The following is a 22093-nucleotide window of genomic DNA, read 5'->3' on the forward strand; positions in this document are numbered from 1 at the left end:
TCCTCCCTATATGATAAATGCCTGAATCGTGTTAAAGAAGTAGCCTACAAGAATAATGCCTATGGTACAGATACCGATGAACAGTGCCAGCAGCTTCGGCTTGACTGCTTTGCGGAGCATGATCATGGACGGCAGTGACAGCGTGGTAACGGCCATCATAAATGAAAGTATCGTGCCAAGTTGCGCCCCTTTGTATAACAGTGCCTCCGCAATCGGAATGGTGCCAAAGATGTCGGCGTACATTGGAACACCGATCAGGGTTGCCAGAACAACGCCAAAGGGATTTTTGCTTCCCAGAACAAGTGAAACCCATTCTTCAGGAATCCAGTTGTGGATAATTGCACCGATGCCCACGCCTATTAAAATATAGGGAAACACCTTTTTGAAGGTGGACAACATCTGCTCCTTAGCATAAACCAACCGGTCTTTTTTGGTCAGGTCCGGCGATTCAATGTCCACGCTGCCCGCTGACAGGATAAAGCTCTCAACATACCGCTCCATATGCAGCTTCTCAATAATCGTGCCTCCGACGACTGCGACGATTAGACCAACAATTACATAAATAATTGCTACCTTTGCGCCGAAAATGCTCATCAGCAGAAGCAGCGATCCGAGATCCACCATTGGGGAAGATATCAGGAACGAAAACGTTACCCCAACCGGAAGCCCTGCGGATGTAAACCCAATGAACAGCGGTATAGAGGAACAAGAGCAGAATGGTGTTACCGTACCAAGAAGCGCCGAAATGCAGTTTGCCCAAACACCATGGAAACGACCGAGAATCCGTTTACTGCGCTCCGGTGGGAAGTAACTTTGGATATAACTGATGAGAAAAATCAGAGAACACAGAAGTATCGTAATCTTGATTACATCGTACAGGAAAAATTCAATGCTTCCACCCAGCCGTGCCGACGTATCAAGTCCAATAGCGGATAGGCCTCTTCCAATCATCCCATCCAGCCATTTCATGGCAAGAACTTGATACTGGAAGAAATCCCAAATTGTTTTTAGTATTTGCATTGGATAAAAACCTCACTTTCGATAAAAGGACAATTATATCAAATAATTTTGATGTATCCTGCTCTTAAAAAGCCATCATCAGGATGGCTTTTTCGATGCACAACAGATTTTTTCTTCTGTAGCCGCATTCGGCGTTGTCAGTTCTTTCAGTAGAGTACCAGCATAAGCGCTGCCCTTTTCGCTGATTTTGTAATGCGTCCATTTGCCTTCCTGCCGACTCTCCACAATACCCGATTCAATCAGAATCTTCATGTGGTAAGAAAGTCCCGACTGCCCCAAGTCCAGCTGCTCCAGCAAAACGCAGGCACATTTCTCCCCGCCGCGCAGAAGTTTGAGTATTCTTAAACGTTTTTCGTCGCAAAATGCCTTGAACACTTTTGCCTGTTCTTCATAAATGGTTGCCAAATTATCACCTCATATCAAAATTATTTGATATGCCACTAGTATATGCGTCAAATCAAGTTTTGTCAATATGAAAATGTTCCTTTTTGATGGATACCGCCTTTTTACAAGTTTATAAGCAATTATGCACAAGGTATTCTCTACTGTAGCTCGTCGAAAAGGCTTATGCTACTTATATGCAACGACGCCAACCACAGGTAAAATAATTTACAGGAGTATATCCATGGGTATCATATGCCCACTGGTATGCTCTTTTTTCTGCACATAATCATGTTGCGTTGCCGAGTTCCCCCCCAATCGTTCTTAATTTCTAAATTTCTGCAATCACAAAATGGAGAACAAGCCTATGGTGCAATATATCTGTTTTTTAATAGTAAAAGTGAGCGTCAGTTGTCCAGAGACACCAGCATGCCACAGCGGACGATTCACGACAGAAAGGTAAAAAGCCCTGACAAAATTAAAAAAATTTATGGAAAAGTAAAAATTTTTCCGCTCAATCCCCTCACTCAACGGGTAAGTAAGTGAGGGGGTTTTTGTATTCCCTCATTGTTCCTTGAAAATTTCATATCCGGCAGTATAAATACATGATCTGTCCGGCCGTGATGAGCGGCAGCGACAATGACGGGCGCGCCAAGACTACCTGCGGATGGGTGACAGACATCCGTCGAACCGATGGCATCGAAGGCGACGAGCGGCAAAGCCCGGTCATAAAGCAGCCCGTAGTGGGTTGTTTCGCAATGAAACGGACAGTGCCAACGCTACTTCCGTCCAGCCACAGACTCAAGCAATGGGGGCGGCTCGCAGAGATCCTGGGAGAGGTGAAATTCCTATGGCGTTTGCTTAACCGGCAAACCGTTTATGCTGCCGCCCACGCTTCGGGAAGCAGTGCCGAATAGAAGCATTGAAATGAAGAACAAGCAGATTGTTTGATCTTAGAAACTACGCGGCAGGGAAAGTACGCCCTGCCGCGCCCTTGTAAGATCAAACCGCATTCACAAAGGACGGAGGTAAAATATTATATATGGAACAGAAAAAAAGAGCATGGCTGTACTGCCGCATCGACGCTCCGGAGGATGCTCATGGTGCCTTGAAGGGACAGCGAAGGGAGCTTTTGGATTATGCGGAACAGATGGACCTTGAAATCGCGGGGGTGTCTGAAGATCTCGGCAGCGGGCTGAATTTTGATCGTGCCGGCCTTATGGAAGTCATGAAGGCGGCCGGAGATGGAAAAATGGATGTGCTGCTGGTAAGAAGGCTGGACTGTCTTGGGCGAGACACCGTAAAAATGCTTGAATTTCTCCAGGGCTTGGATCAGTTGGGCATCAAGCTTTATTCGCCATTGGAAGGCGAAATCAGGTTGCTCAAAGATATAGAAGCGATCCATGGGCTTACCATGGGCACGGAATAGGAGGCCTCGCTATGAATACAACTCAACAGGATAAGAAGGTAGAAACCATAAAAATCCAGATAAATGGAATACCTGTTACCTTGTTTTTTGCTCCGGAACCGAACAAAGAAGCGGCTGATTTCATAAAAAAGGCATTGATAAATGCTTATGTAATTAGGACTGCGTAATTTCAAAACATAACTTAAAGGCGGTTTTTTCTAATGCCAATATGCGAAAAACACAGCTATTTATATAGCTTTCTCCTGCTTTGTGTGAGATAATGTCGTTGGCGAAAAAGCCATCGGTACCTTGACAATTTCATATATCAAGTGTCCGGTCTCTCACACAATATTTTATATGAGAGGACGGATACAAAATGGCTGAAAGAGTTTATTGTTTATACAGAGTTTCTACTGCCAAACAGGTAGACCACGATGAGCAGAATCAGGCTGATATCCCTATGCAGAGGAAAGCATGCCGTGAATTCGCGGAGCGTATGGGTTGGACCATCGTTCGTGAGGAACAGGAAACCGGCGTTTCCGGATATAAGGTCAGCGCAGCAGACCGCGATAAACTTCAACTTATTAAAGAACATGCCGAAAAAGGAAAATTCGATATTTTATTAGTATTTATGTTTGACCGACTCGGCAGAAAATCTGACGAAACGCCATTTGTAGTTGAATGGTTTGCAAAAAAAGGAATCAAGGTATGGAGCGTCAACGAGGGAGAACAGCGGTTTGAATCACATACGGATCGCCTGACAAACTACATCCGCTTCTGGCAGGCCGACGGAGAAAGCCAGAAAACCTCCATAAGAACCAAAACAGCTCTCGGGCAGATGGTTCAGGAGGGACGCTTCCGCGGTGGCACGCCTCCGTATGGCTACCACCTTGAAAAAAGCGGCATCATCAACAAGCGCAAGCACGAAGTGAACAAATTAACATAATATTGTTAGATTATAAAAAATATCTATAACTAAATTGGACAGTTCAGATAAACGCTTTTTACTGTTTCGGGTAAATCCTTCATATTCTTCCCAACTGATGACGCCGCGTACAGGCATAACTTCCAATTTTAGATAAGCACCTTCCCGCAGCTCACGGCTTGTTTTGAAGGAAAGGCTTTTCATATTCCCATCTGCATCGTAAGTATCGAGATGATATTCATAACTGCCCGCGCCGCTCGAAGCTGCTGTTGTCTGTTCTTTAACACGGTTGTTATCAACCATCGTATAATAAACGGTGCTGTGATCGTCGTTGCACAGGTACAAGAACGACGCACCCGCCGCAAGCACCAATACCACAGCCGGTATGATCAGTATTTTCTTTTTTATGATTCATTTGCTTCTATTTTCGCATCCGTTATCGTAAGCTCCACGGAACCTTTTAGCCCGTCGCCGGTGATTCCAAAATAGTTTCCGCCCTCCGGCAGTTCAACAGTATCCGAATATTCGCCGGAACCCTCAAGAAGAACCACAGGGTCATCGTCACCACTGAGCCAGAATAACTGAGCGGTTCCATTTTTAACATCAAATGCACAGGTAATGACCACAGAATTACCGCTTTCCCGCTCGATAGAAGTGTTTCCAAATAAATACTCCGCTCCGGTGAAACTTTTATAATCAGCCTTGTAGGTTCCTACATAGTTGTCAGCACCGAATTCGCGGTCGCCTTTCAGAAAAATTCTTTTTGTGAGTGTGGCTTTCCCGGCAGACTGGATCACGTCATTATAAGTATCCAGCACCTTGTCCTTATCAATGTTATTCAATAAAGAACAGCCCGCCGCGCCAAGTATCAGACAGGAAGCAACTGCTATCAGCCCGAATTTGATAACCGATTTTGCTATTTTCATCAGCATAACCTCCTGTTTTGAACTACCATCCCTTTTTCAGGGGGGCTTTGTGTTTTGCCTTATTTTTCACAGGTTTCTTTGACTCGACATTGCCAGACATCGACAAGATCAGAACTGTGGAAATTGCCAGCATGACCGCAATACTCAAGCAGCAAAGTGGAATGTTCCAATGCACTTCATAGCTCCGGTAATGGATCATTCCCAGACTTGCCGTGATGGGATAAAGGTTTGCCAGCTTCATACTGCCTGCGGCAAACATGCCACCGTAACCATAGACAAGGGAAATCACGACACCGGCCAGGAAACCATTCGCGGAACGGCTGGTCAAAATGATAATAAGCATGACAGAAATATACAGAAAAAGGTTCAGAAACGTGATCTGCATCAGGCCTTGTACTGCGGCCCCCGTCGAGAACCCCGGAAATCCCGTAAGCAATCCTGCAAGGATCGTAAAGACTGTACATACGAGTCCGAGAAACAGCGATATCAATCCGCAGACCAGCAGCTTTCTGACAAGCAGCCGCTTAAACGTCAGCGGAACCGTCAGTATGTTTTTTAGAGTATCGTCTTTTTGTTCACGCGCAATGATATAACCGGCAATCAGCGTGATACACACGGGGAAAACCGTAGTCATGTTGTTTTTGATTACCTGTTCGACTAAAATAGGAAACGTCCATACCATGGGCGAAAGCTAACAGCCTGTTCACAGAATCGGCGGTTATCTTGGGGATTTCACAAGACAACCCCGCAGTGATGCCGCCTGAAAACTGCCGCTATGATGTCGGCATCGTTGTTTCCGAAGATTTCACAACTACGGACACCGATATAGACGTAGCAAAACTACCCGGCGGCAAGTACGTCGTTTTTACGATTGACCATACCGCAGAAGCAATCCAGAAAGCATGGGGCGAAATCTTCGTTCAGCTATCGGCTCAGGGCCAACAGCCCGACGTTTTCCGCCCCATCCTCGAACGGTACATCCCCACCATGATCGACAGGCACCTGTGTGAAATCTGCGTTCCCGTTTAAGACCGTTCCTCTGCTTTGGCGGGCCGGTTTTTTTGGGGAACCGGTGCATCGTCGATCAGCTGCTGATACTGTTTGAGAGTGTCGCGGATAGATTTTTCAGGATCAGGGTACGCAAAAATTTTGCATTTCTCCGGCAAATTGTCCCTGTCGTTGTAAAGCTCTACGAAGCGGTCGCCGGTGTCCACAATATAGCCGTTCTCAGTGAATGTGCCGCCGTCCTCCAAGAAAACGTCCCGCCCATAGCCTCGTAGTCAATGTAATTTTCCAGATACTCCGGCACTTCCAACGCGCCCATTTCGTCGATCATATAGCGGCCCAAATCGTCCTCGTCGCAGATTCCGGGGTAATACTCATAGCAGTCAAGGTTTTGTGCGAGATTGATTAACTCTTTCAAGTCGCTTGTATGGTCGCCGCAAGAAAGGGCGGCTTCAAACTTTTCCCGGTCGCCCTCGTCCAGATCGGCGTATTCGGGGAGACAGTCATACAGACCGGAAATGTTGGTTTCGTAGTCCGTGATGAAAATTTCCTCATACCGCACCCCGTCCATATGGATACGCCGGAAAAGCGCCTGAACTTCCTCAGTAGCGGGGAGCTTCAAAAACTCTCCGTCCAAATACCCTTAATTGTAGCGCCCAAGATTAGTGACAAAGGCTTCAATCGCACTCATTGGTTCCGGCCTCCGTGCGGCACTGCCCCTTGTCGGGGTACGGGGCAGTGCCCCGTATACGGTCTTCGGGCCAAGTTCGAGGTGTTGACAAACCCCCATCATTCGGGACGAAGCCATGAGAAATCCAGGGGGAACAGGCAAAAAAAGAAGCGCCTTGGGACTTATCCCAGGCACTTAACCATGCGCTTTAGGTTTAAGGCGGTTGCCGACAAGAGGCAGTGATCTTCCGCCGCCTCGATTCCCCGTCTGAACAGACGTCTTAAGTTGTGCATCCATTTCTGGGCCGCAAAGCTGCCCTCACACCAAATCTGGCGCAGACTCAGGATATGTTTGTGGGTGAATGTACCATCCGTGTCCCGCTGCTTTTTTACGGATTCCTCAAAAATATTCTTTCGGATCGCGCGGCTTTGATGGCTGCCACTTACACACTTGCTTAGCATCGGGCAGGCCCGGCAGTTTTTCTTTTCGGCTCTGTATACCCGGCAGACGTTGTAGTGCTCCCTCTCAAGATTCCGCAGGGTCAGTTGTTTTCCAGCAGGGCAAATAAAGCAGTCCTTTTCCGCATCATACTGAAAATTCTCGCGCCTGAACTCCACCTTGTAGGTTGCCCCGCCCGTTGCTGCGGGCGTGTACAGCCAGATGCCCATATCGTCCATCGCCCGGTAAATCATGCTGGTGCCATAGGCGCTATCCGCGCCGGCTGCTTGAATATCCAGTCCCAAATGCTTCCGCATGTATTCAATGCGTCCCAGGTATGGCTCCGAATCGTTCACATTTCCCGGTGTCACTGCCACATCCACCACAATTCCGTGAGCGGCATCCACGCTTTGATGATCCAGGTAATGCATTCCTTCCGGTTTTCCGGGCCGCTGCAGCATTCCAGCGTCCGGATCGGTGGTGCTGACCGTCTTTTGCACCTTTTCGCTTTCCTTTTTCTCACGCCCCGCGCGCTGCGGCTTGATGGCGCCGGATGACTCCAGCCGCGCACGTTCCTCCGCTTCATACTGATCCAGCCGTTCCATATAGTCCGTTGTCTCGCGCTGGGCCAGTACTTTTGTATTCGCCTTAAATGAGGCATTCGCTTTTACATGCGTGGAATCCGTCAGAATGATCTTTCCATCCACCAATCCCTTTTCCATGCATAGATGCAAAATATGTTCAAACAGGTGACGGTACACCTCTTTTCCATGAAACCGTCTGCGCCGATTCTGGGAAATTGCAGAATGATCGGGCACCCGATCATCCAAATCCAACCCCAGGAACCACCGGTAGGCCATATTCACCTGAATCTCCTGCTCAATGCGACGCTCCGATTCGATACCGTACAGATATCCCACCAGTAGATATTTTACCAGCACTACCGGATCGATTCCGGGCCTGCCGTTATCCGGGCAGTACAAATCCCGAACCTCGTCGTAGATGAAGCTGAAATCCACGGCGTTTTCCAGCTTGCGCAAAAAGTGCTCCTGCGGCACCAGGTCCTCAAGGGTGACACAATGCATTTTTATCTGTATCCCGTCTCGCTCCGTCAGCATTCCCAAACACATCCCACTGCTTTTTCTTTGCCTACATTATACCATTTTTGCCTCTCCTTTTGGAACTTTGTCAACACCTCGAACTTGGCACGAAGTGATTTCTATATACAAAAACACTGCCCATAATCTCGCTTGGGCAGCGCCTTGTGTAATGTGATAGCTTCAATTTTAATTTTTGTCCTTATTCCGGGCTATTTTGCAGTTTTCCTAATACTTATGGCACATACGCTGAGAGTATTACGAGATAAGGCGCAAATTACCTCAGACTTGTAATGGATACCCGACATGATAGTTACAGATGACGAAAAAGACCGGGAAGCTGACGCGTTCAATTAAAATCTACTTCAGAAAATATTAAGCAACCTCAAAATCACAATAATTACCCCAATCCCAAAAAACGCTCCTAAAATAGCTTTATTATTCTTGGCAATCCATTTTGGGAGGAAAATATCAAAGCCTATTTCATGATCATCGGTATATCTCTCCCCCACAACCGTCAATGGACATCTCCAACCAAACAGCAAAAGAATCAATCCTTCTATTATGACCAGCCCAATGGCGATAAAGGTATATACATTGACCCTGTCAAATATACCTGCAAACAGGATATAGAAAATCACTACGACAAAAAATACCCAGATGATTGTATGAATCAGTTTTATGCATAGCAACTTCTTATTCATTTTTCCTCTTCTCAATACGGCTAAATGTCTTATAATGCTCAATGAAAAACTGCCCGTCAAATTTCTGTTTTACAAATAATCTGAATGACGCATTATACCCGAAGTTGCTCTCTGATTTGTAATTTGTCTGTGCAATTAAATTTCCCCGCTGTACAATTTTTGCCCGAATTCGTATGCTTCATCCAAATGATGTATTTTATCAATTTGGGGTCTGCCATTGGTATCGCCACAGCCGAGAAATGGTGAATTCTGTAGAGAGTTTCACCGATATCTTGGCTTTCAAATGGGAATAGATTCTATTTTCCCCTTCTCGGACCCTTTGGAAACCACCCTTTCTCCACTCTCTTTTTCTGAAGGAAAAGCTCATGGATACTCCAAAACAGCGAAAATCCTAATATCGACAGAAGGGAGGACATGAGCGTCGATTCCAAGAATAATGAAATTCCGACACAGACCAGGCCGGAAACTAAAAAAGCCAGCCACGCCCTGGTGCCGAAATAATACTCCACTTTTATGACGACCGGATGCAATATCCCGATGATCAGCAATGCCCCGACACCAATCCATACTCCATCAAAGTGCAATGTTTTTCCCCTTTCTTTCCCGATATGAAGTCGCTCCTACCGATAGCGATAGCTCAAACCCTTTCCGGTAAACTCGAAACGCCCTTTTAAGCCCGACGTGCAGACGACCCGTTTATCCACCGTAACGAAAACCGCCTCAAAGCCGCCCACCTCTTTTTGAAAAGCCAGTGCCCGCTCCGGCCCCATGACAGGCCGTGGAGTAGGCTTCGCACAGTGCACCGTTGGTTCCGATCACGCTAACCGCGCGCAGGCCGCTGTCCGCGGGATATCCCGTGCTTTTGTCGAGGATATGGTGGTATCGGCGTCCATCCTTGATAAAGGACTGCTCGTAATCGCCGGAGGTGGATAAAAACTGATTGCGCAGAGAAACGATCCCGAAGTAGGAGGTTTCGCCCCATCAATGTTCTGCAGGCCGATCCTCCACACGGAACCGTCCGGCTTTGTCCTAGGGCCAGCATCGAGGAAGTCCCCAGCGAAAAGAGCGCGGACGAAACCCTTCGCCGCCCGCACAGTTTCTTGATCCGGCCGCAGGCATAGCCTTTGGCGATGCCGCCGCAGCCGAAAGCGACCACCTCCGTCTCCTTGGAGAGAGCGGGGATCGCAGGAACACAATGCCCGACGAATCTCGGTATCGCTCGGAATCTTTCCTTGGCGCTTCCCGATGTGCCACAAGTCTACCAGTGCCCCGATTGTAGGATCATAGGCGCCGCCCGTCTGATCCGAGTAAAACAGGGCCTCTTTCAGAACGGCGGAGGTTTCGGGAGCTACCCGACCCAACCGCCGCTTTTCGATGCGTTGAGCTGTCCGATATCACTGTCCGCTTTCATTCTGGACAGCAAAAAATCCAACTTCCGGATGCAGACGGCCGATTCATCGAGGGCTTCCTGTGCGTGCAGCCCATATGCCGTGAGGCACATTCAGTACCCATTGCGGCAAAATTCAGATCTGCCCGGTTCAGTACGCCCCCAATCGGCCCGCAATGAAATCCGATAGCCGATTTTTCCACATCATCCCCGCCCCTATCTATGCCAGACCGCCGCGGCGTTTGACCGGACGAGCAGGTCCTCCAGCGGGAGGTTGAGAGGGCAGATCTTTTGGCAGGACAGAGACTTACCGCAGCCTCCAAAGTAGAATTGGCGGTACTTCCTTAAAATCTCGCTCCGGTGTCCCCCATACTCGGCCTGATCCATGAGCTTGGAAGCGGCTACCATGGAAGCGGCGCCGGTGAATTTTCCGTCCGGCCGAAAGTTCGGGCAGACCTCCAGACAGCAGCCACACATCAGGCAGCGCGAGGACTGGTACTGATTCTCATGTTCCCATTGGTTCATGGAGGCGTTTTCCTCCAGCCACAGCCTCATGCGCTTCATATTTGCAAACAGGATGCTCCGGTCCACCTTCAGGTCGGCGACAATGGGAAATTTACTCAGAGGCTCGAGAACAATAATATGTTTTCTTCCCGCAAGCTCCCCCAGGAAGGAGGAACAGGCAAGGCGCGGCAGGCCGTTGATCCGCATGGCACAGGCTCCGCATTTTTTCTGCAGGCAACTGCATTCCCAAATAATCCGGTCCGCGGGTCTGCCCTCATGATCTTCCAGCACGTCGCGGCCGTTGAGCTCATTCAGCGCAAAAGCGACGGAGTCTTCCGGAATGCCTTCGTAGGCGAAGGTCTGAAAAAAAGAGGGGCTGCCGGCGTCCTTCCGTCGCATGATTTTCAGATCAAAGCGCATGCTGTTCACCTCTCTTCCGGGATATCTTCGAGACGGACCACAACTTTTTTTCCGTCATATCGGGCGACGCTGTACTTCAAATATTCCGCGTCGTTTCGGTCCGGGTAATCGCCACGGGTATGCGCACCCCGGCTTTCCCGGCGGTTGCAGGCGCTCAACAAAAGCGCCTTGCCCAGCAGGCACAGGCTCTCCAGATTCAGGTTCTCATACGGCCCGCTGGTGGGATCGTAATTACGTACGACCTTTTCCGCAAGCAGCCGGTCGAGCGCCGTAATCCCCGCTTCCATTTGCGGCCCATTCCGAACGATGCCGAGGCTGTTGAGCAGGATGCGGCTCAGCTCCGCCCGGATACCCGGAAGGGGGAAATGCCGGTTGCCCGCCTGCAGGGATGCCACCTTCTGCCGGATCTCTTCAACGGCCTGTGCGCCGTATTTTTTAAAGTCGTTGGTGCAGCCTGCGGCATCCTGCGTGGCCGACCTTGCTGCCACGCCGCCGCCGTAAAGGGCGCCCAGCGTGGAATTCCCTCCCAAGCGGTTCGCTCCGTGGTACTGGTAGCAACATTCCCCCGCAGCGTAGAGGCGCGGGAAGGTGGTCCGGTGCTGTTCGTCCACCTGAAGGCCACCCATGAAATAGTGGATTCCGGGGGATACGGGGACCGGTTCCTTCCGTGGGTCCACATGCAGGTAGGTGATGCAGTCCTCCACTAAATCCCCCAGCCGCTTCTCCATCACTTCGGGGGGCAGGTGCGTCATGTCCAGAAAGACGGAAGTGGGGCCGCCCGACGCACTCATGATCCGCCAGATCTCGCGCGAAATCACGTCGCGGGGCATCAGGTTTCCCATTTCGGGATACTTCTCCTCCATGAAGTACCAGGGCTTTCCGTTCCGAACGGTAAAAAGCCGTCCGCCCTCGCCGCGCGCCGCCTCGCTGATGAGCAGGCGTTTGCCGAAGCAGGCCGCCGTGGTGGGATGGTACTGGATAAACTCGCCGTTCGCAATCGGCACGCCGAGCCGGAACAGCTCGGCCGCCGCCACCCCGGTGTTCTGCTGGGAGCCGGTGGTCCTTCCGAACAGGCCGTTAATGCCGCCCGACGCGACGATAATAGCATCCCCCTGTAGAGAGAGCAACTCCTGCGTCCGATTGTCCAGCGCCACGCATCCGAGGCAGCGTTTCTGTTCGTCCAAGATCAGGCTTACAAACGAATGGTCGCTGTAGCGGATGATGTTCCCTTCGGCTTCCTTCTTGCGGACCTCTTGAATGAGCGCGGTCATGATCTGCTTTCCCGTACTGCTCATAGCGAAGGCGGTGCGCTTTTTCTTTTGTCCTCCGAAATTGCGTAGATCGATGCTGCCGTGTTCGTCCCGGTTGAACACGACGCCCAAGGCCGCGAGATGGCGGACGATGCCAGGCGCGGCATTCGTAAGCGCGCTCACCGCGTTGGGGTCCGCAAGGTAGACGCCCGCCGCCATGGTGTCCTTGAAGTGTTCTTCCACGCTGTCGTCTTCGCCTTTGGTATCGAGTGCGGCGTTGATGCCGCCCTCGGCCATGACAGACTGTGCCCGTTCCGAAGGCATAGAGGAAACCAGAAGGACCTGGTACTGTTTTTCGGCTGCTGTGAGTGCGGCGGACAGGCCCGCAAGCCCGGCACCGATAATGAGGATCGTCTGGTTCATAAGTATTGCCACCCGATATAGTAAAATAGGACCGCACCAGTGAAAAACAGCAGGAAGACGGAGGCAATCAGAAAGAGATCCACCCGGCGCTCCCACTGTTTGATCACTCCCAGCGAGATCAGTAAAGGACGGAGGTTGACAAAGACATGAATGAAAAGCGCGGCGATCAGCAGAAGCTGTGTGACGAGCTTGATCATGGTGAATTCTTTAAGGCCGAACGCGCCATTCACCGTCTCGCCGTAGGCGCCGAAGTGGAAGAATAGAAGAATCAGGATGGCAACACCGCTGAAGCGCCTCGTCCAGAATGTTGCGTTTTGTCGCAGATACCAGCGGCCGAATTCGCCGCCCCCGCGCGCTGCCTGCACCGTCAGCGCCACGCCCAGCCCTGCATGGATGAGGATCAGCCCGAAGCCGACCCAAGCGAGCGTCGTCGCCGCGTCGGAGCCGATACCGAGCAGAAGGAAGCTGCCCATCACCCCGTGGGTAAGAAAGACCACGAGGATCACGCCTGACAGGATGGTGTTAATTCTGCGCAATGATTCTCCTCCTTCATTTTTTGGATGTGTCGGCCGTCAGCCGGTATCCGGCAGAACTGACAGGTAGGCCGGAAACACTTTTAGAAGCCACAACATCAGTCTGCGGGTAGCCGAGGAATACGAAAGCGGCATCCTTCACCACCAGCGACTGGATCTGGTCGGTCAGCAGCACCCGCCGATTCGAGTCGAATTCTCGTTCCAGTTGAGCAAGGTCCGCATCGACCTGCTCATTCCGGTAATGACCATAATTCAGGTTCCCTTCGGAGGCAACATACGACTCAAAAAAGTTCTGTGCGTCGCCGTTTTCTGCGGTCTGCGCCGTCATCAGGAGCAGGTCAAATTTTCCGTAACGTGCACGGGAGGTGAAGAAAACGTCGTTGTATATCCGGACGGTGATGTCAATGCCGACCTGTCCGAGCTGCGTTTTGATTGTCTGCGCTCGTTTCAGAAGCTCCGCATCCCCTGCGGGCAAGGCGAGCCGGAATGAAAGCGTCTCGCCGGCATATCCGGCTTGTGCCAGCAGAGTCTTGGCAGCGGCAGGGTCGTAAGGATAGGGGTCGGTATGATCCATGTAAGGCAGCGCCGGGGCAAAAGCGCCACCCGCCGCCTGACGGCTGATGGCCAGCGCAACGGCCTGCCGCACGGCTGAATTCGACAAAGCTGCATTTTGTTGGTTCATCATTAGAAGCTCCACACATGCGGTATCCTTAGTCTCAATCTGACATCCACTTTTGGAAAGAGTAGAGATATCCTCCTGCGGCAATCCCACCGCTGCGTCGGTCGTCCGATTCTTCAGGTTCTGTACGAGTTTATCCGTATCTGCTACAAGTCGGATGTCCGCACCGCCGAGCTTCGGCGTCCCTCCGTGGTAATCGTCGAACCGGCGCAGGACCACCTCCACCTGCCCGATGAATGTGGTGGGGATGAACGGCCCGGTGCAGACGGGAAAATACGAAAAACTTTCTTTCTGGTCCGACGCGGCATCCACAATCGTGAAGGCCGGGGCGGCAAGGTTATGGATCAGGCTTGGGCAGGGCGCTGAGGTGTGAATTGTTAGCGTCAGACCCTCCGCCTGGACAAAGGAAACGGGCAGCAGCTTCGCCGCGTCGGTATCCAGGCGGACAGCGCGCTCCAGCGACTCTTTGACGCTCTGCGCGGTCATGGTCTTATCGTTCTGGAACTTCACGCCGGGACTTAGCTTGATCTCCCAGGTGCGCGGGCCAAGGTTTCTCCACGATTGCGCAAGCCACGGCTGAATGTCCCCGTTATTTATGTAAAAAAGCGTCTCTCCCACGCCGTAGGCGAGGGTGTAGCAGCCGTTCCCATGCGCCGGGTCCAGATCCGATGGAAAGGAGGGGCCCGCGATTTTCAGCTCCGATCCTTTCAGCTCAGCTTCAAGTCCGGGAAGGGACGAATTGGTAATGGCGCTCTCTTTGAGCTTTTTGAGCTTGGTCGCGCCGGACACAGCGTCCACAGTGGAGGTGCGGCGCAGGGTTGCTCCGGTAAGGAGAAGCAGCAAAAAGGTCGCGACAAGCAGAATCAGCCTTCTTTTCACATCACCGCCTCCTCCAAAGATGCCTGTCAGTCCGCTTTTTTAATCAGCAGCACGCGCATGGCGTTCAGCACCGCGATCATCGCCACGCCGACGTCGGCAAATACGGCCGCCCACATGGAAGCAAAGCCGAGTGCGGCAAGCGCCAGCACCGCGACCTTGACCCCGAGCGCGAAGACAATGTTCTGCCAGACGATCCGCTTGGTTCTCCGGGCGATCTTCATCGCGCCGACCAGCTTCTTCATCTCGTCCGTCATCAGGACGACGTCAGCGGCCTCGATAGCCGCGTCCGAGCCCATGCCCCCATAGCGATGCCGATGTCCGCACGGGCGAGCACCGGCGCGTCGTTGATGCCGTCGCCAACGAAAGCGAGCTTGCCCTTGGGGGATTTTTCTTTCAACAGGGCTTCCAACGCCTCGACCTTCTGATCGGGCAGCAACCCGGCATGTACCTCGTCGATCCCGAGTTGCCGGCCGACCGCTTCACCCACGCTTCGGCTGTCGCCAGTAAGCATGACCGTTTTCCTCACACCCAACGCTTTGAGTTTGCGGATAGCCTCGGCGGAATCGCTTTTCACCTCGTCCGCTATGACAAGATATCCGGCAAACCGCTTCTCCACCGCGACAGAAACGACCGTGCCGACCGGCTCCGTTTTCGGGGAGGGGATACCCTTGTCCTCCATCAACCGGCTGTTGCCGACAAGGATTTCCCGGCCGCCGACAACCGCCCTGGTACCGCGCCCGGGAACCTCCTCATATTGCTGGATTTCATCCGCATCTCGAACCTCTTTGCAGGCATTGCTGTCACCTCTCTACTTTTCGGTGATGTGTTCGTACCCCTGCTGGAAGAGGGGCGCGATGTGCGCATCGTCCAGGGAGTAATAGACGATCTTGCCGTCCCGCCGGTATTTGATTAGCTGGGTCTGCCGAAGAACCTTCAGATGATGCGAGATGGCGGGCTGGGTCATGTTCAGCAGACAGGCAAGGTCGCACACGCACATTTCGGAAAGAATCAGGGCATTGATGATTTTGAGGCGTGTCGGGTCGCTCATGGCCTTAAAAAGCTCAGCGATCTTAACAAGCTGGGAATCTTCCGTTAGCTCGCCCTTCACCTTCCGCACAATATCCTCATGGATGATGGTACAACTGCAGAGTGCGTCTTCATCCTTATCCGGTATCATCGCAGTCACCCCTTAAACAATTAAGCACATGTTTATGTGTTTTATTATAAAGCGCCACACAATCGCTGTCAATAAGGCAGTTCAAAGTCAACTTGATTTTTATGCAGCAAAAGAGATCGGAACCGAAAGGTCCTGGTCTCTTTTATATATAATTTTGCTCTTACACGAAGTTCAATCTGAACCCTGTGGCTTCTCTGTGTGTTCATTTAGTTGTGTATGAGTGCTTACAATATGGGCACTTAGGATAATCTATATCATGTTTTTTTCCACATTCGGGGCAAGTCCTTTGCGCAATTTGATTTCCCCCTTTTATATTATCTGATGAGTCTAATTTTTCTAATTGCTTTTTTTTAAACCGATATAACTTAGCTTTCTTTAAGTAAACTATTCCAAACCATATGCAAACAGAAGTAGCTACCAAAAAAACTACGGTAATAACGATAAAGTTAAATAAAGGAGAACCGTCAACAAATGAAACCACAAAATAAGGAGTATTGCTGAGAAATAGAAATTTTATTAAGAAACAATAGAAAATGATTAAACCCGCTGCCTGAATAAACATCCAAATAGCAAGAGGCATAGCATTACCTGAAGCTTTAATGGCGGGGGGTATTTTTCCTGTGCCTACATAATATCCAGGATTAAACTGATTATTCTGATTTTCAATCATCTCTTCTATATAATTTTGTTCTTCCTGTTGCGATTCCTTAAAAGAATTTTGTTCCAAATTTTTATCTATGTTGAAATCTTCATCCTGTTTTGACATTTATTCCACCTGCCTAAAAATACGAAGTTACATTGCCTCTATTATACCATGCTTTGCCCTTTGTGTGTCCAGCGCCATCGCAGAAATGCGGCGGTTTTTTTATTTCTAATCTCAAAAGGAGGAAAACTACATGCCCCGTACAAACTTGAAAGTAGTTCCCGTGAGGGAGAACGTCGTGCGCCTGCAAGACTTTATTGACATGATTTCGCTCTCCGTGATCAAATTTTTCACAGATTACTTCATCTGCGGCAACACCTTCCGATGCGTCTGGGCCTTGCGTGAATACCCGACATGGTAGTTATAGATGTCAACCTATTTTTTCTCTCCAAAAAGGCTTGCAATAGGAAGAATTAAGATGCAGAAAATGGGCAAATAAATAACCTCCATAGAAATAATGGTTCGATACTTTATCAGAGAAACTGCCACAGAAAAAATTGTACCAGCAGCAAAGGCGCATGCTGTGATCTTTATAAACTTCTTAACGCCGTTTTTCTTGACATAGATTGTTACTCCCATAGGAATAGCCACGATAATTGCAAGGACCGCAGCGCACAGGATGATCAGATAGAATTCGCCAAAGAGGTTGCCCAAAGCAGGAGCGTCCACCTCGCCCTTGGCAGATATTATAAAGATAAAGGCCAACATTACTACCGTTGCAAGCAGAAACGTGATGAATATAACCTTAATTATTTGTTTTATATAATTCATATCATTAGCTCCTGTAAAAAAGTATTTTAACTTAGCGTGAAGGGTATGCATATTAGGATCGAATCCATCCTGACCCGCTCTAATTGTGAGTACCAGACATGATAAGTTATAGACGATGAAAGAGGCATTGGAAGTCGACGTAGTACATCAGCTTTCCAATTTGCCCATTAAACGCGCTTTAGAACATCCATCCAACTTAGAATGACCGTTCCCACAAAGATAACTCCCAAAACAGATAAAATGAAAAGAATAATCATCCTTCTTTTTTTCTTTCCTTCTTCGGGATTTAATTTGAGCATATAAACAATACGAATTTAATATGCGCCTATTATACCCATGTTTTCCCCAAAAAGTGTTCAGTACCGTCACAGCAAATGTGGCGGCCTTTTTGTATCTAAAATCTCAAGGGAGGAAATTTTCATGCCTCGGACAACTTATCAACAGCCCCTGTACAGAGGGACAGTGTTCATCTGCAAGACTTCATTGACATGATCGCGCCCTCGGTGGTCAAGTTTTTCACGGATTACCTCATCTGTGGCAACACCTTCCGGTGTATTTGGGCACTACGGGAATACCCCACTTCCACCGACGAGCAGGCGATCTTGCGGCACCTGGGCGAAAAGGACGGGATCACCCTTCACATCTACACCCGGCATGTCACACCTTATGAAGAAAAGAAAATCATTGCGAATGCAGCGAATAAAAATTACATGAAGAAAAGCAATACCAATGATTTGCAGCAAACGATCACCGTGGAGGATAACCTCAGGGACGTTGCCCAGGTCGTCACTGCCACGCACCGCAACCGCGAACCCCTGATTCATACCGCAGTCTACATCGAGCTGTCTACCCATGGCCTTAACCAGCTGAAGCTTCTGCAAACCGAGGTCTTGGCCGAGCTGATCCGAAGCAAGTTAAACGTCGACCGGCTCCTGCTCCGGCAGCATCAAGGATTCCTTTGTGCGATGCCAAGCGGCTGGAATGTGTTCTGTGACCAGTTTGAGCGGATTCTTCTGGCAAGCTCCGTGGCCAACCTCTATCCTTTCGCATATTCCGGGAAAACCGACGCTCACGGCTTCTATCTTGGGCGTGACAAGTTCGGCAGCAATATTCTTGTGGATTTCAACGCCCGCGCGGACGATAAGACTAACGCAAATATTCTGATCCTCGGGAATTCCGGACAGGGCAAATCATACCTGCTACAGCTCATTTTGTGCAACCTGCGGGAAGCCGGAATGAATGTCATCTGCCTTGATCCTGAAATCGAATTTGAGGATTTGACCAATAATCTCGGAGGCTGTTTCATCGACTTGATGTCCGGAGAGTACATCATCAATGTTCTGGAGCCCAAAACCTGGGACGAGCAGACTGAGTCTGCATCCAGCTCCCAGTCCGGGGTAAAGCAGAATGGCAAAGCTGTTTGGAACAGCCGGAGGAAGATGAGCAACCCGGATTCTGCATCGGGGAGATGAAGGATCAGCGTTTTGGGATTGAATCGAGCTGACCGGGCTGACGCGCCAGAGGGCCGCACAGGTCCTATCGGAATACTTCGGTACCCCACGAAGCCACGAAAGCGGTACGTATGACGCCTATTCCGTCCCGGACAGCGAGAGCCGCAGGTGGAAAATCGTCAGCGATTCCAGTATCGATGAGGAAAACAGACATGGAGATTCGAATGCCACCTATCGGGTGGAACTCGTCAGCCCCATCTGCCGGTATGCCGATATCGAAACGACTCAGGAAATTGTCCGTAAGTTTCGGGGTGCCGGGGCGATCGCCAACTCCAGTTGCGGCCTGCATATCCATGTTGACGCATCGCCGCATAGCGCCAACAGCCTGCGGAACATCACCAACATCATGGCGAGCAAGGAGGATCTGATCTATAAGGCAATGCAGGTGGAAGTTGAGCGAGAGAATCGATATTGCAGAAAAGTCGACCAGCGTTTCCTGGAGGAACTCAACCGGAAAAAGCCTAAGACGCTGTGTGGAGAAGGGCCTGAGCGTTTCCCGGAAACCGAATGTGTCGTCGAAAGGGCATTGGAATTTCCGAAGGCAGAATACCGTGAGTGCAGAAACCATTTATCCCGTGATATGCCGTTCATAGCGGAAAACCGGGACTGGATGTCGGCCGATCAAAACGGCGTCGCCCACTGCCTTCTTGTCATAGGCGAAGGCGGTTCGGAAGGAGTGCTGGTCAATTCGGAAGGATCTGATTACGCCCGCTACGCGAGCCTTGTACCGAGGGCTCGGGAACTCGTCGCCGCCGAGCAGCAGGAGCTCGAGTACATCTCCGCTGGGTTACCTTCTCTGCGGTTCCGCGACCTGATTCTACTTGGCCTGCCCGCAAACACTTATCTTGTCGATGACGATTATAATGCCGGATTTATCCCTGTCGGCGGGCTGAAAGACGGAAATATTTCCGAAAAGGCTCAGGAACGGTTTACCGACCTGCTGGACGCTCCGATCAAAGCCATCCGGCCGGGAGCCTATGGAACGGAAATCGTTATAAGCGGCGTCCCGACAGAAAGGCTGTCGGAGTTGACCAGGCTCTGGCAGACAACCAAATCGAAGCCCCGACCATGGGGACAGGAGGGAAATCAATGCCTATGCCGGGCTGAAATGTGGTATAATATAAAAAACACCATAAAAGGAGGCGGCACTTTTGGAACAGTACGATGAGGCGGTCCGGCTCTGGCAGTCCTATCGAATTACTTCCGAGGCTGATCTGGACAAACATCTGGACAGCTTCCGAATCCTTTTCGCTTACCATTCCGGAAAGATCGAGAATGAGGAAATCACCTATCACGACACCAGAGAGATCTTTGAAAACGGCAGGGTGTCCAATTATACCGGAAATCCGCGCGCGTTGTTCGAACAGCAGAATCAGAAGATCTGCTATGAATTCCTGAAGGAGAAGATCGTCCAAAAAGCGCCGCTGAGCCTGGAACTGATCCGGGAGATCCACCGTATCCTGACGGGCGGCACCTATGACGAACGGCGTTATGTTGAGAACGGAGAGAGGCCCGGCGAGTTCAAGAAGCACGATTATGTCACCGGAGTATACGAGGTCGGCTCACCGGCGGAGAGCGTGGGGAGCGACCTTCTGGAGCTTCTTGATGAGGTCAATGCCTATAACGAAAAGGAGGTCCTGAAGGCCGCCGCATATCTGCACGCCAAATTCGAGTTCATCCATCCCTTCGCGGACGGAAACGGCCGGGTCGGTCGTACCCTCCTAAACTATTATCTGATGATTCACGGCCACCCGCCTCTGATCGTTTACGATGAGGACAAGCGGCTATATTACGACTGCCTGCAAAAATATGACGAAGCAGAGGAACTGAAGCCGCTGTTCGAGTTCCTGAAATACGAGACCGGAAAGACTTGGGGAAAGGCTCTGCATCTCAGTGAAGGACAAAAGCCGGAGCGCAAAACCCTGAACGATTTCACGCCGAAGATGTAGGATAGGCCAAAAAGGAGGGGATCTTTGGGGAAGAAAATCCTTTTAGTGCTGTTTTATGTGATGCTCATCGTCTATGCCGTTCTGAAAGGCTGCCAAGGCTGCTTCTACTGTCGAACTCACGAGGGCTGTGATACAAAGGATAAGCTGTCGCCTATGTACGAAGAAATAGAACAAGCGGATGGCATAGTGGTGGGCTTTCCAATCTATTTCGGCAATATCGGCGGACAATCCAAACAGTTAATTGACCGGATGTACCCCATGATCGGCGCAGATTTTGCTCCACGTTATCCTGGGAAAAAAAGCTGTAACGATTTATTCGCAGGCAAATATTGATAAGGATATGTTTAAAGGAGCCATCGAAGCAATAATAAGTTTTTTTACACTGTTCGGTTGGGAGTTTATAGATAGTCTGCTTAGCTACGGTAGTACCGAACCTGATTATTCAATACCACAAGAACTATTGGATAAGGCGTTTGAAACGGGGAGAAAATTGGTTGGATAATTCGGCGGCTTTTCAATTATACTATAGAACCGTCGTTGTGGCAGCATAAAAAGCGCCACCGAATATGACAATCTAGAGACAGTTATCATATAGCAATTCAACTTAAAAATTGGCAAAATCCCATTCGAATGTTCATCTTATTAGGGCTATGACCCTGTTCATACTTTGATTCCAGAAGGTATCTTTCTTCAGCAAGTCTTAGATTTTACCCTTTACGGGAATACTCCTGTCACTTTGTAGGTCTCTTGATATCAAAGACGCCATTTTCCCAAGCGTCACATTACAGATGGAATGCTCGATGGCGCAAGCCTCAGTACTCGCCGTATCCTCACCTAGGTTTAACACGAGCATTAAAAATCGCTTGATTGTATTGTATCAAACTTGGAAACCAGCTTTTCGGCGGTTTCACTCCCCTTTGTCATGACGCCGGATGCCTGCCTCGCGTTGGACGGCGAAAACATCGTCATCCAGAAGGGAAAGGAGGAACTGCGGCGGATTCCGCTGCACAATCTGGACGGCATCGTCGCATTCGGTTTTACCGGAGCCAGCCCGGCCCTGATGTGGAAGGACCTTTAATTGTCTGAGTTGCGGCTTCCGGTGCGAACCAGGAGCTTCCAACGATTTACAGGAGGCTTCGCACCGGATTATCCGCATTTTATATTCTTATTTGAAACAAAGCTTTTATCGGCCGGCTGCGTGCTTTCTTGTTATTAGGGAATCAGTGAAAATTTATCTGATTTTCTTGTCTGCCTTAGTTACTTTTTCTGTCGCTCCCCATGCGGGAGCGTGGATTGAAATACACATTATCAGTATTCGAAAAGAAAAGTGAAC

25 protein-coding genes and 6 pseudogenes are annotated in these 22093 nt (G+C 50.1%); 11 read left to right on the plus strand and 20 right to left on the minus strand.

Annotation, left to right across the window (positions count from 1 at the left end):
• Nucleotides 1–6: 6 nt before the first annotated feature.
• The gene (locus EQM14_RS09140; RefSeq protein ID WP_128742647.1) at nt 7–1020 is read right to left on the minus strand and encodes a permease; all 1014 of its coding nucleotides are present in this window, start codon (nt 1018–1020) and stop codon (nt 7–9) included.
• A 78-nt stretch (nt 1021–1098) separates the two neighbouring features.
• A complete protein-coding gene (locus EQM14_RS09145; RefSeq protein WP_128742648.1) occupies nt 1099–1425 on the minus strand; it encodes an ArsR/SmtB family transcription factor in 327 nt (108 codons plus the stop codon).
• A 1018-nt stretch (nt 1426–2443) separates the two neighbouring features.
• Between EQM14_RS09145 and EQM14_RS09150 the strand changes: the two genes are divergently transcribed.
• The 3 genes and pseudogenes from EQM14_RS09150 to EQM14_RS09155 all read left to right on the plus strand — a co-directional run.
• A complete protein-coding gene (locus tag EQM14_RS09150; protein ID WP_128742649.1) occupies nt 2444–2830 on the plus strand; it encodes a recombinase family protein in 387 nt (128 codons plus the stop codon).
• A gap of 11 nt (nt 2831–2841) precedes the next feature.
• Nucleotides 2842–2997: a hypothetical protein gene (locus EQM14_RS16350; protein WP_164919020.1), complete on the plus strand. Its 156-nt coding sequence runs from the start codon at nt 2842–2844 to the stop codon at nt 2995–2997.
• 188 nt (nt 2998–3185) lie between these two features.
• Nucleotides 3186–3749, plus strand: a pseudogene (locus EQM14_RS09155) (recombinase family protein); the annotation flags it as partial.
• Here EQM14_RS09155 and EQM14_RS09160 read toward each other — a convergent pair.
• Genes EQM14_RS09160 through EQM14_RS09170 form a run of 4 tightly spaced genes read right to left on the minus strand, consistent with a single transcriptional unit; the run spans nt 3747 to nt 5342 of the window.
• Nucleotides 3747–4079, minus strand: a complete 333-nt coding sequence (locus EQM14_RS09160) for a YxeA family protein (protein ID WP_243112483.1) — start codon at nt 4077–4079, stop codon at nt 3747–3749. The pseudogene EQM14_RS09155 and the gene EQM14_RS09160 overlap by 3 nt on opposite strands.
• On the minus strand, nt 4030–4149 hold the full coding sequence (locus EQM14_RS16980) for an iron-sulfur cluster-binding protein (RefSeq protein WP_442861457.1): 120 nt from the start codon (nt 4147–4149) through the stop codon (nt 4030–4032). The genes EQM14_RS09160 and EQM14_RS16980 overlap by 50 nt, the downstream gene beginning before the upstream one ends.
• Entirely contained in the window at nt 4139–4660 is a 522-nt protein-coding gene (locus EQM14_RS09165; RefSeq protein ID WP_128742652.1) for a hypothetical protein, read from the minus strand. The genes EQM14_RS16980 and EQM14_RS09165 overlap by 11 nt, the downstream gene beginning before the upstream one ends.
• A 22-nt stretch (nt 4661–4682) precedes the next feature.
• A complete protein-coding gene (locus EQM14_RS09170; protein WP_128742653.1) occupies nt 4683–5342 on the minus strand; it encodes an ABC transporter permease in 660 nt (219 codons plus the stop codon).
• A gap of 17 nt (nt 5343–5359) precedes the next feature.
• Between EQM14_RS09170 and EQM14_RS09175 the strand changes: the two genes are divergently transcribed.
• The gene (locus EQM14_RS09175; protein WP_442861491.1) at nt 5360–5689 is read left to right on the plus strand and encodes a GyrI-like domain-containing protein; all 330 of its coding nucleotides are present in this window, start codon (nt 5360–5362) and stop codon (nt 5687–5689) included.
• 160 nt (nt 5690–5849) lie between these two features.
• Here the strand turns inward: EQM14_RS09175 and EQM14_RS09180 are convergent, their stop codons facing one another.
• The 13 genes and pseudogenes from EQM14_RS09180 to EQM14_RS09250 all read right to left on the minus strand — a co-directional run bounded on the left by EQM14_RS09180 (nt 5850) and on the right by EQM14_RS09250 (nt 16592).
• Nucleotides 5850–6287, minus strand: a complete 438-nt coding sequence (locus EQM14_RS09180; RefSeq protein WP_326974525.1) for an antirestriction protein ArdA — start codon at nt 6285–6287, stop codon at nt 5850–5852.
• Nucleotides 6288–6517: 230 nt separating this feature from the next.
• The gene (locus EQM14_RS09185) at nt 6518–7891 is read right to left on the minus strand and encodes an IS1182 family transposase (RefSeq protein ID WP_128742655.1); all 1374 of its coding nucleotides are present in this window, start codon (nt 7889–7891) and stop codon (nt 6518–6520) included.
• Nucleotides 7892–8235: 344 nt separating this feature from the next.
• On the minus strand, nt 8236–8574 hold the full coding sequence (locus EQM14_RS09190; protein ID WP_128742656.1) for a hypothetical protein: 339 nt from the start codon (nt 8572–8574) through the stop codon (nt 8236–8238).
• A gap of 296 nt (nt 8575–8870) precedes the next feature.
• Nucleotides 8871–9158, minus strand: coding sequence for a DUF4491 family protein (locus tag EQM14_RS09200; protein WP_128742657.1), 288 nt, complete (start codon nt 9156–9158; stop codon nt 8871–8873).
• A 136-nt stretch (nt 9159–9294) separates the two neighbouring features.
• Nucleotides 9295–9531 carry an FAD:protein FMN transferase gene (locus EQM14_RS16985; protein WP_128744291.1) on the minus strand — a complete coding sequence of 79 codons (237 nt, stop codon included), beginning with the start codon at nt 9529–9531 and terminating at the stop codon, nt 9295–9297.
• A 79-nt stretch (nt 9532–9610) separates the two neighbouring features.
• Nucleotides 9611–9935 (minus strand): annotated as a pseudogene (locus tag EQM14_RS16990) (FAD:protein FMN transferase); the annotation flags it as partial.
• A gap of 242 nt (nt 9936–10177) precedes the next feature.
• Nucleotides 10178–10885 carry a 2Fe-2S iron-sulfur cluster-binding protein gene (locus EQM14_RS09220; protein ID WP_128742658.1) on the minus strand — a complete coding sequence of 236 codons (708 nt, stop codon included), beginning with the start codon at nt 10883–10885 and terminating at the stop codon, nt 10178–10180.
• Between the two features lie 5 nt (nt 10886–10890).
• A complete protein-coding gene (locus EQM14_RS09225) occupies nt 10891–12558 on the minus strand; it encodes an FAD-binding protein (RefSeq protein ID WP_128742659.1) in 1668 nt (555 codons plus the stop codon).
• Nucleotides 12555–13094: a pilus assembly protein PilX gene (locus EQM14_RS09230; RefSeq protein WP_128742660.1), complete on the minus strand. Its 540-nt coding sequence runs from the start codon at nt 13092–13094 to the stop codon at nt 12555–12557. Before EQM14_RS09230 ends, EQM14_RS09225 begins: the two co-directional genes overlap by 4 nt.
• A 13-nt stretch (nt 13095–13107) precedes the next feature.
• Entirely contained in the window at nt 13108–14649 is a 1542-nt protein-coding gene (locus EQM14_RS09235) for an ABC transporter substrate-binding protein (RefSeq protein ID WP_164919023.1), read from the minus strand.
• A gap of 26 nt (nt 14650–14675) precedes the next feature.
• Nucleotides 14676–15418 (minus strand): annotated as a pseudogene (locus EQM14_RS09240) (HAD-IC family P-type ATPase); the annotation flags it as partial.
• 39 nt (nt 15419–15457) lie between these two features.
• Nucleotides 15458–15826 (minus strand): ArsR/SmtB family transcription factor, encoded by a 369-nt coding sequence (locus EQM14_RS09245; protein ID WP_128742662.1) that lies wholly within the window; start codon nt 15824–15826, stop codon nt 15458–15460.
• Nucleotides 15827–16028: 202 nt separating this feature from the next.
• A complete protein-coding gene (locus EQM14_RS09250; RefSeq protein ID WP_128742663.1) occupies nt 16029–16592 on the minus strand; it encodes a hypothetical protein in 564 nt (187 codons plus the stop codon).
• Between the two features lie 130 nt (nt 16593–16722).
• Here EQM14_RS09250 and EQM14_RS16360 point away from each other — a divergent pair, with 130 nt between their 5' ends.
• Nucleotides 16723–16890: a hypothetical protein gene (locus EQM14_RS16360; protein ID WP_164919024.1), complete on the plus strand. Its 168-nt coding sequence runs from the start codon at nt 16723–16725 to the stop codon at nt 16888–16890.
• Between the two features lie 14 nt (nt 16891–16904).
• Here the strand turns inward: EQM14_RS16360 and EQM14_RS09255 are convergent, their stop codons facing one another.
• Nucleotides 16905–17300, minus strand: coding sequence for a hypothetical protein (locus tag EQM14_RS09255; protein ID WP_128742664.1), 396 nt, complete (start codon nt 17298–17300; stop codon nt 16905–16907).
• Nucleotides 17301–17788: 488 nt separating this feature from the next.
• Between EQM14_RS09255 and EQM14_RS09260 the strand changes: the two are divergent.
• The 6 genes and pseudogenes from EQM14_RS09260 to EQM14_RS09285 all read left to right on the plus strand — a co-directional run.
• Nucleotides 17789–18664, plus strand: a pseudogene (locus tag EQM14_RS09260) (helicase HerA domain-containing protein); the annotation flags it as partial.
• Nucleotides 18665–18768: 104 nt separating this feature from the next.
• A pseudogene (locus EQM14_RS16685) lies at nt 18769–19283 on the plus strand (amidoligase family protein); the annotation flags it as partial.
• Between the two features lie 138 nt (nt 19284–19421).
• Nucleotides 19422–19979, plus strand: a complete 558-nt coding sequence (locus EQM14_RS16690; protein WP_243112798.1) for a DUF6329 domain-containing protein — start codon at nt 19422–19424, stop codon at nt 19977–19979.
• Nucleotides 19963–20760 (plus strand): Fic family protein, encoded by a 798-nt coding sequence (locus tag EQM14_RS09270; RefSeq protein WP_128742665.1) that lies wholly within the window; start codon nt 19963–19965, stop codon nt 20758–20760. Before EQM14_RS16690 ends, EQM14_RS09270 begins: the two co-directional genes overlap by 17 nt.
• A 24-nt stretch (nt 20761–20784) precedes the next feature.
• On the plus strand, nt 20785–21093 hold the full coding sequence (locus EQM14_RS09275) for a flavodoxin family protein (RefSeq protein ID WP_128742666.1): 309 nt from the start codon (nt 20785–20787) through the stop codon (nt 21091–21093).
• 589 nt (nt 21094–21682) lie between these two features.
• Nucleotides 21683–21823, plus strand: a pseudogene (locus EQM14_RS09285) (CRISPR-associated endonuclease Cas1); the annotation flags it as partial.
• Nucleotides 21824–22093 lie beyond the last annotated feature (270 nt).

It is taken from the genome of Caproiciproducens sp. NJN-50 (genome assembly GCF_004103755.1).
Classification (GTDB): domain Bacteria; phylum Bacillota; class Clostridia; order Oscillospirales; family Acutalibacteraceae; genus Caproicibacter.

What these genes read in the sequence shown, in the direction of transcription:
- EQM14_RS16980 (WP_442861457.1), bottom strand. Translation starts at nt 4,149, where the DNA reads ATGAATCATAAAAAAGAAAATACTGATCATACCGGCTGTGGTATTGGT.
- EQM14_RS09170 (WP_128742653.1), bottom strand. Translation starts at nt 5,342, where the DNA reads ATGGTATGGACGTTTCCTATTTTAGTCGAACAGGTAATCAAAAACAAC.
- EQM14_RS16690 (WP_243112798.1), top strand. Translation starts at nt 19,422, where the DNA reads ATGTCGGCCGATCAAAACGGCGTCGCCCACTGCCTTCTTGTCATAGGC.
- EQM14_RS09185 (WP_128742655.1), bottom strand. Translation starts at nt 7,891, where the DNA reads ATGCTGACGGAGCGAGACGGGATACAGATAAAAATGCATTGTGTCACC.
- EQM14_RS09250 (WP_128742663.1), bottom strand. Translation starts at nt 16,592, where the DNA reads ATGTCAAAACAGGATGAAGATTTCAACATAGATAAAAATTTGGAACAA.
- EQM14_RS09220 (WP_128742658.1), bottom strand. Translation starts at nt 10,885, where the DNA reads ATGCGCTTTGATCTGAAAATCATGCGACGGAAGGACGCCGGCAGCCCC.
- EQM14_RS09255 (WP_128742664.1), bottom strand. Translation starts at nt 17,300, where the DNA reads ATGAATTATATAAAACAAATAATTAAGGTTATATTCATCACGTTTCTG.
- EQM14_RS09165 (WP_128742652.1), bottom strand. Translation starts at nt 4,660, where the DNA reads ATGAAAATAGCAAAATCGGTTATCAAATTCGGGCTGATAGCAGTTGCT.
- EQM14_RS09245 (WP_128742662.1), bottom strand. Translation starts at nt 15,826, where the DNA reads ATGATACCGGATAAGGATGAAGACGCACTCTGCAGTTGTACCATCATC.
- EQM14_RS09150 (WP_128742649.1), top strand. Translation starts at nt 2,444, where the DNA reads ATGGAACAGAAAAAAAGAGCATGGCTGTACTGCCGCATCGACGCTCCG.
- EQM14_RS09225 (WP_128742659.1), bottom strand. Translation starts at nt 12,558, where the DNA reads ATGAACCAGACGATCCTCATTATCGGTGCCGGGCTTGCGGGCCTGTCC.
- EQM14_RS09140 (WP_128742647.1), bottom strand. Translation starts at nt 1,020, where the DNA reads ATGCAAATACTAAAAACAATTTGGGATTTCTTCCAGTATCAAGTTCTT.
- EQM14_RS16360 (WP_164919024.1), top strand. Translation starts at nt 16,723, where the DNA reads ATGCCCCGTACAAACTTGAAAGTAGTTCCCGTGAGGGAGAACGTCGTG.
- EQM14_RS09190 (WP_128742656.1), bottom strand. Translation starts at nt 8,574, where the DNA reads ATGAATAAGAAGTTGCTATGCATAAAACTGATTCATACAATCATCTGG.
- EQM14_RS16350 (WP_164919020.1), top strand. Translation starts at nt 2,842, where the DNA reads ATGAATACAACTCAACAGGATAAGAAGGTAGAAACCATAAAAATCCAG.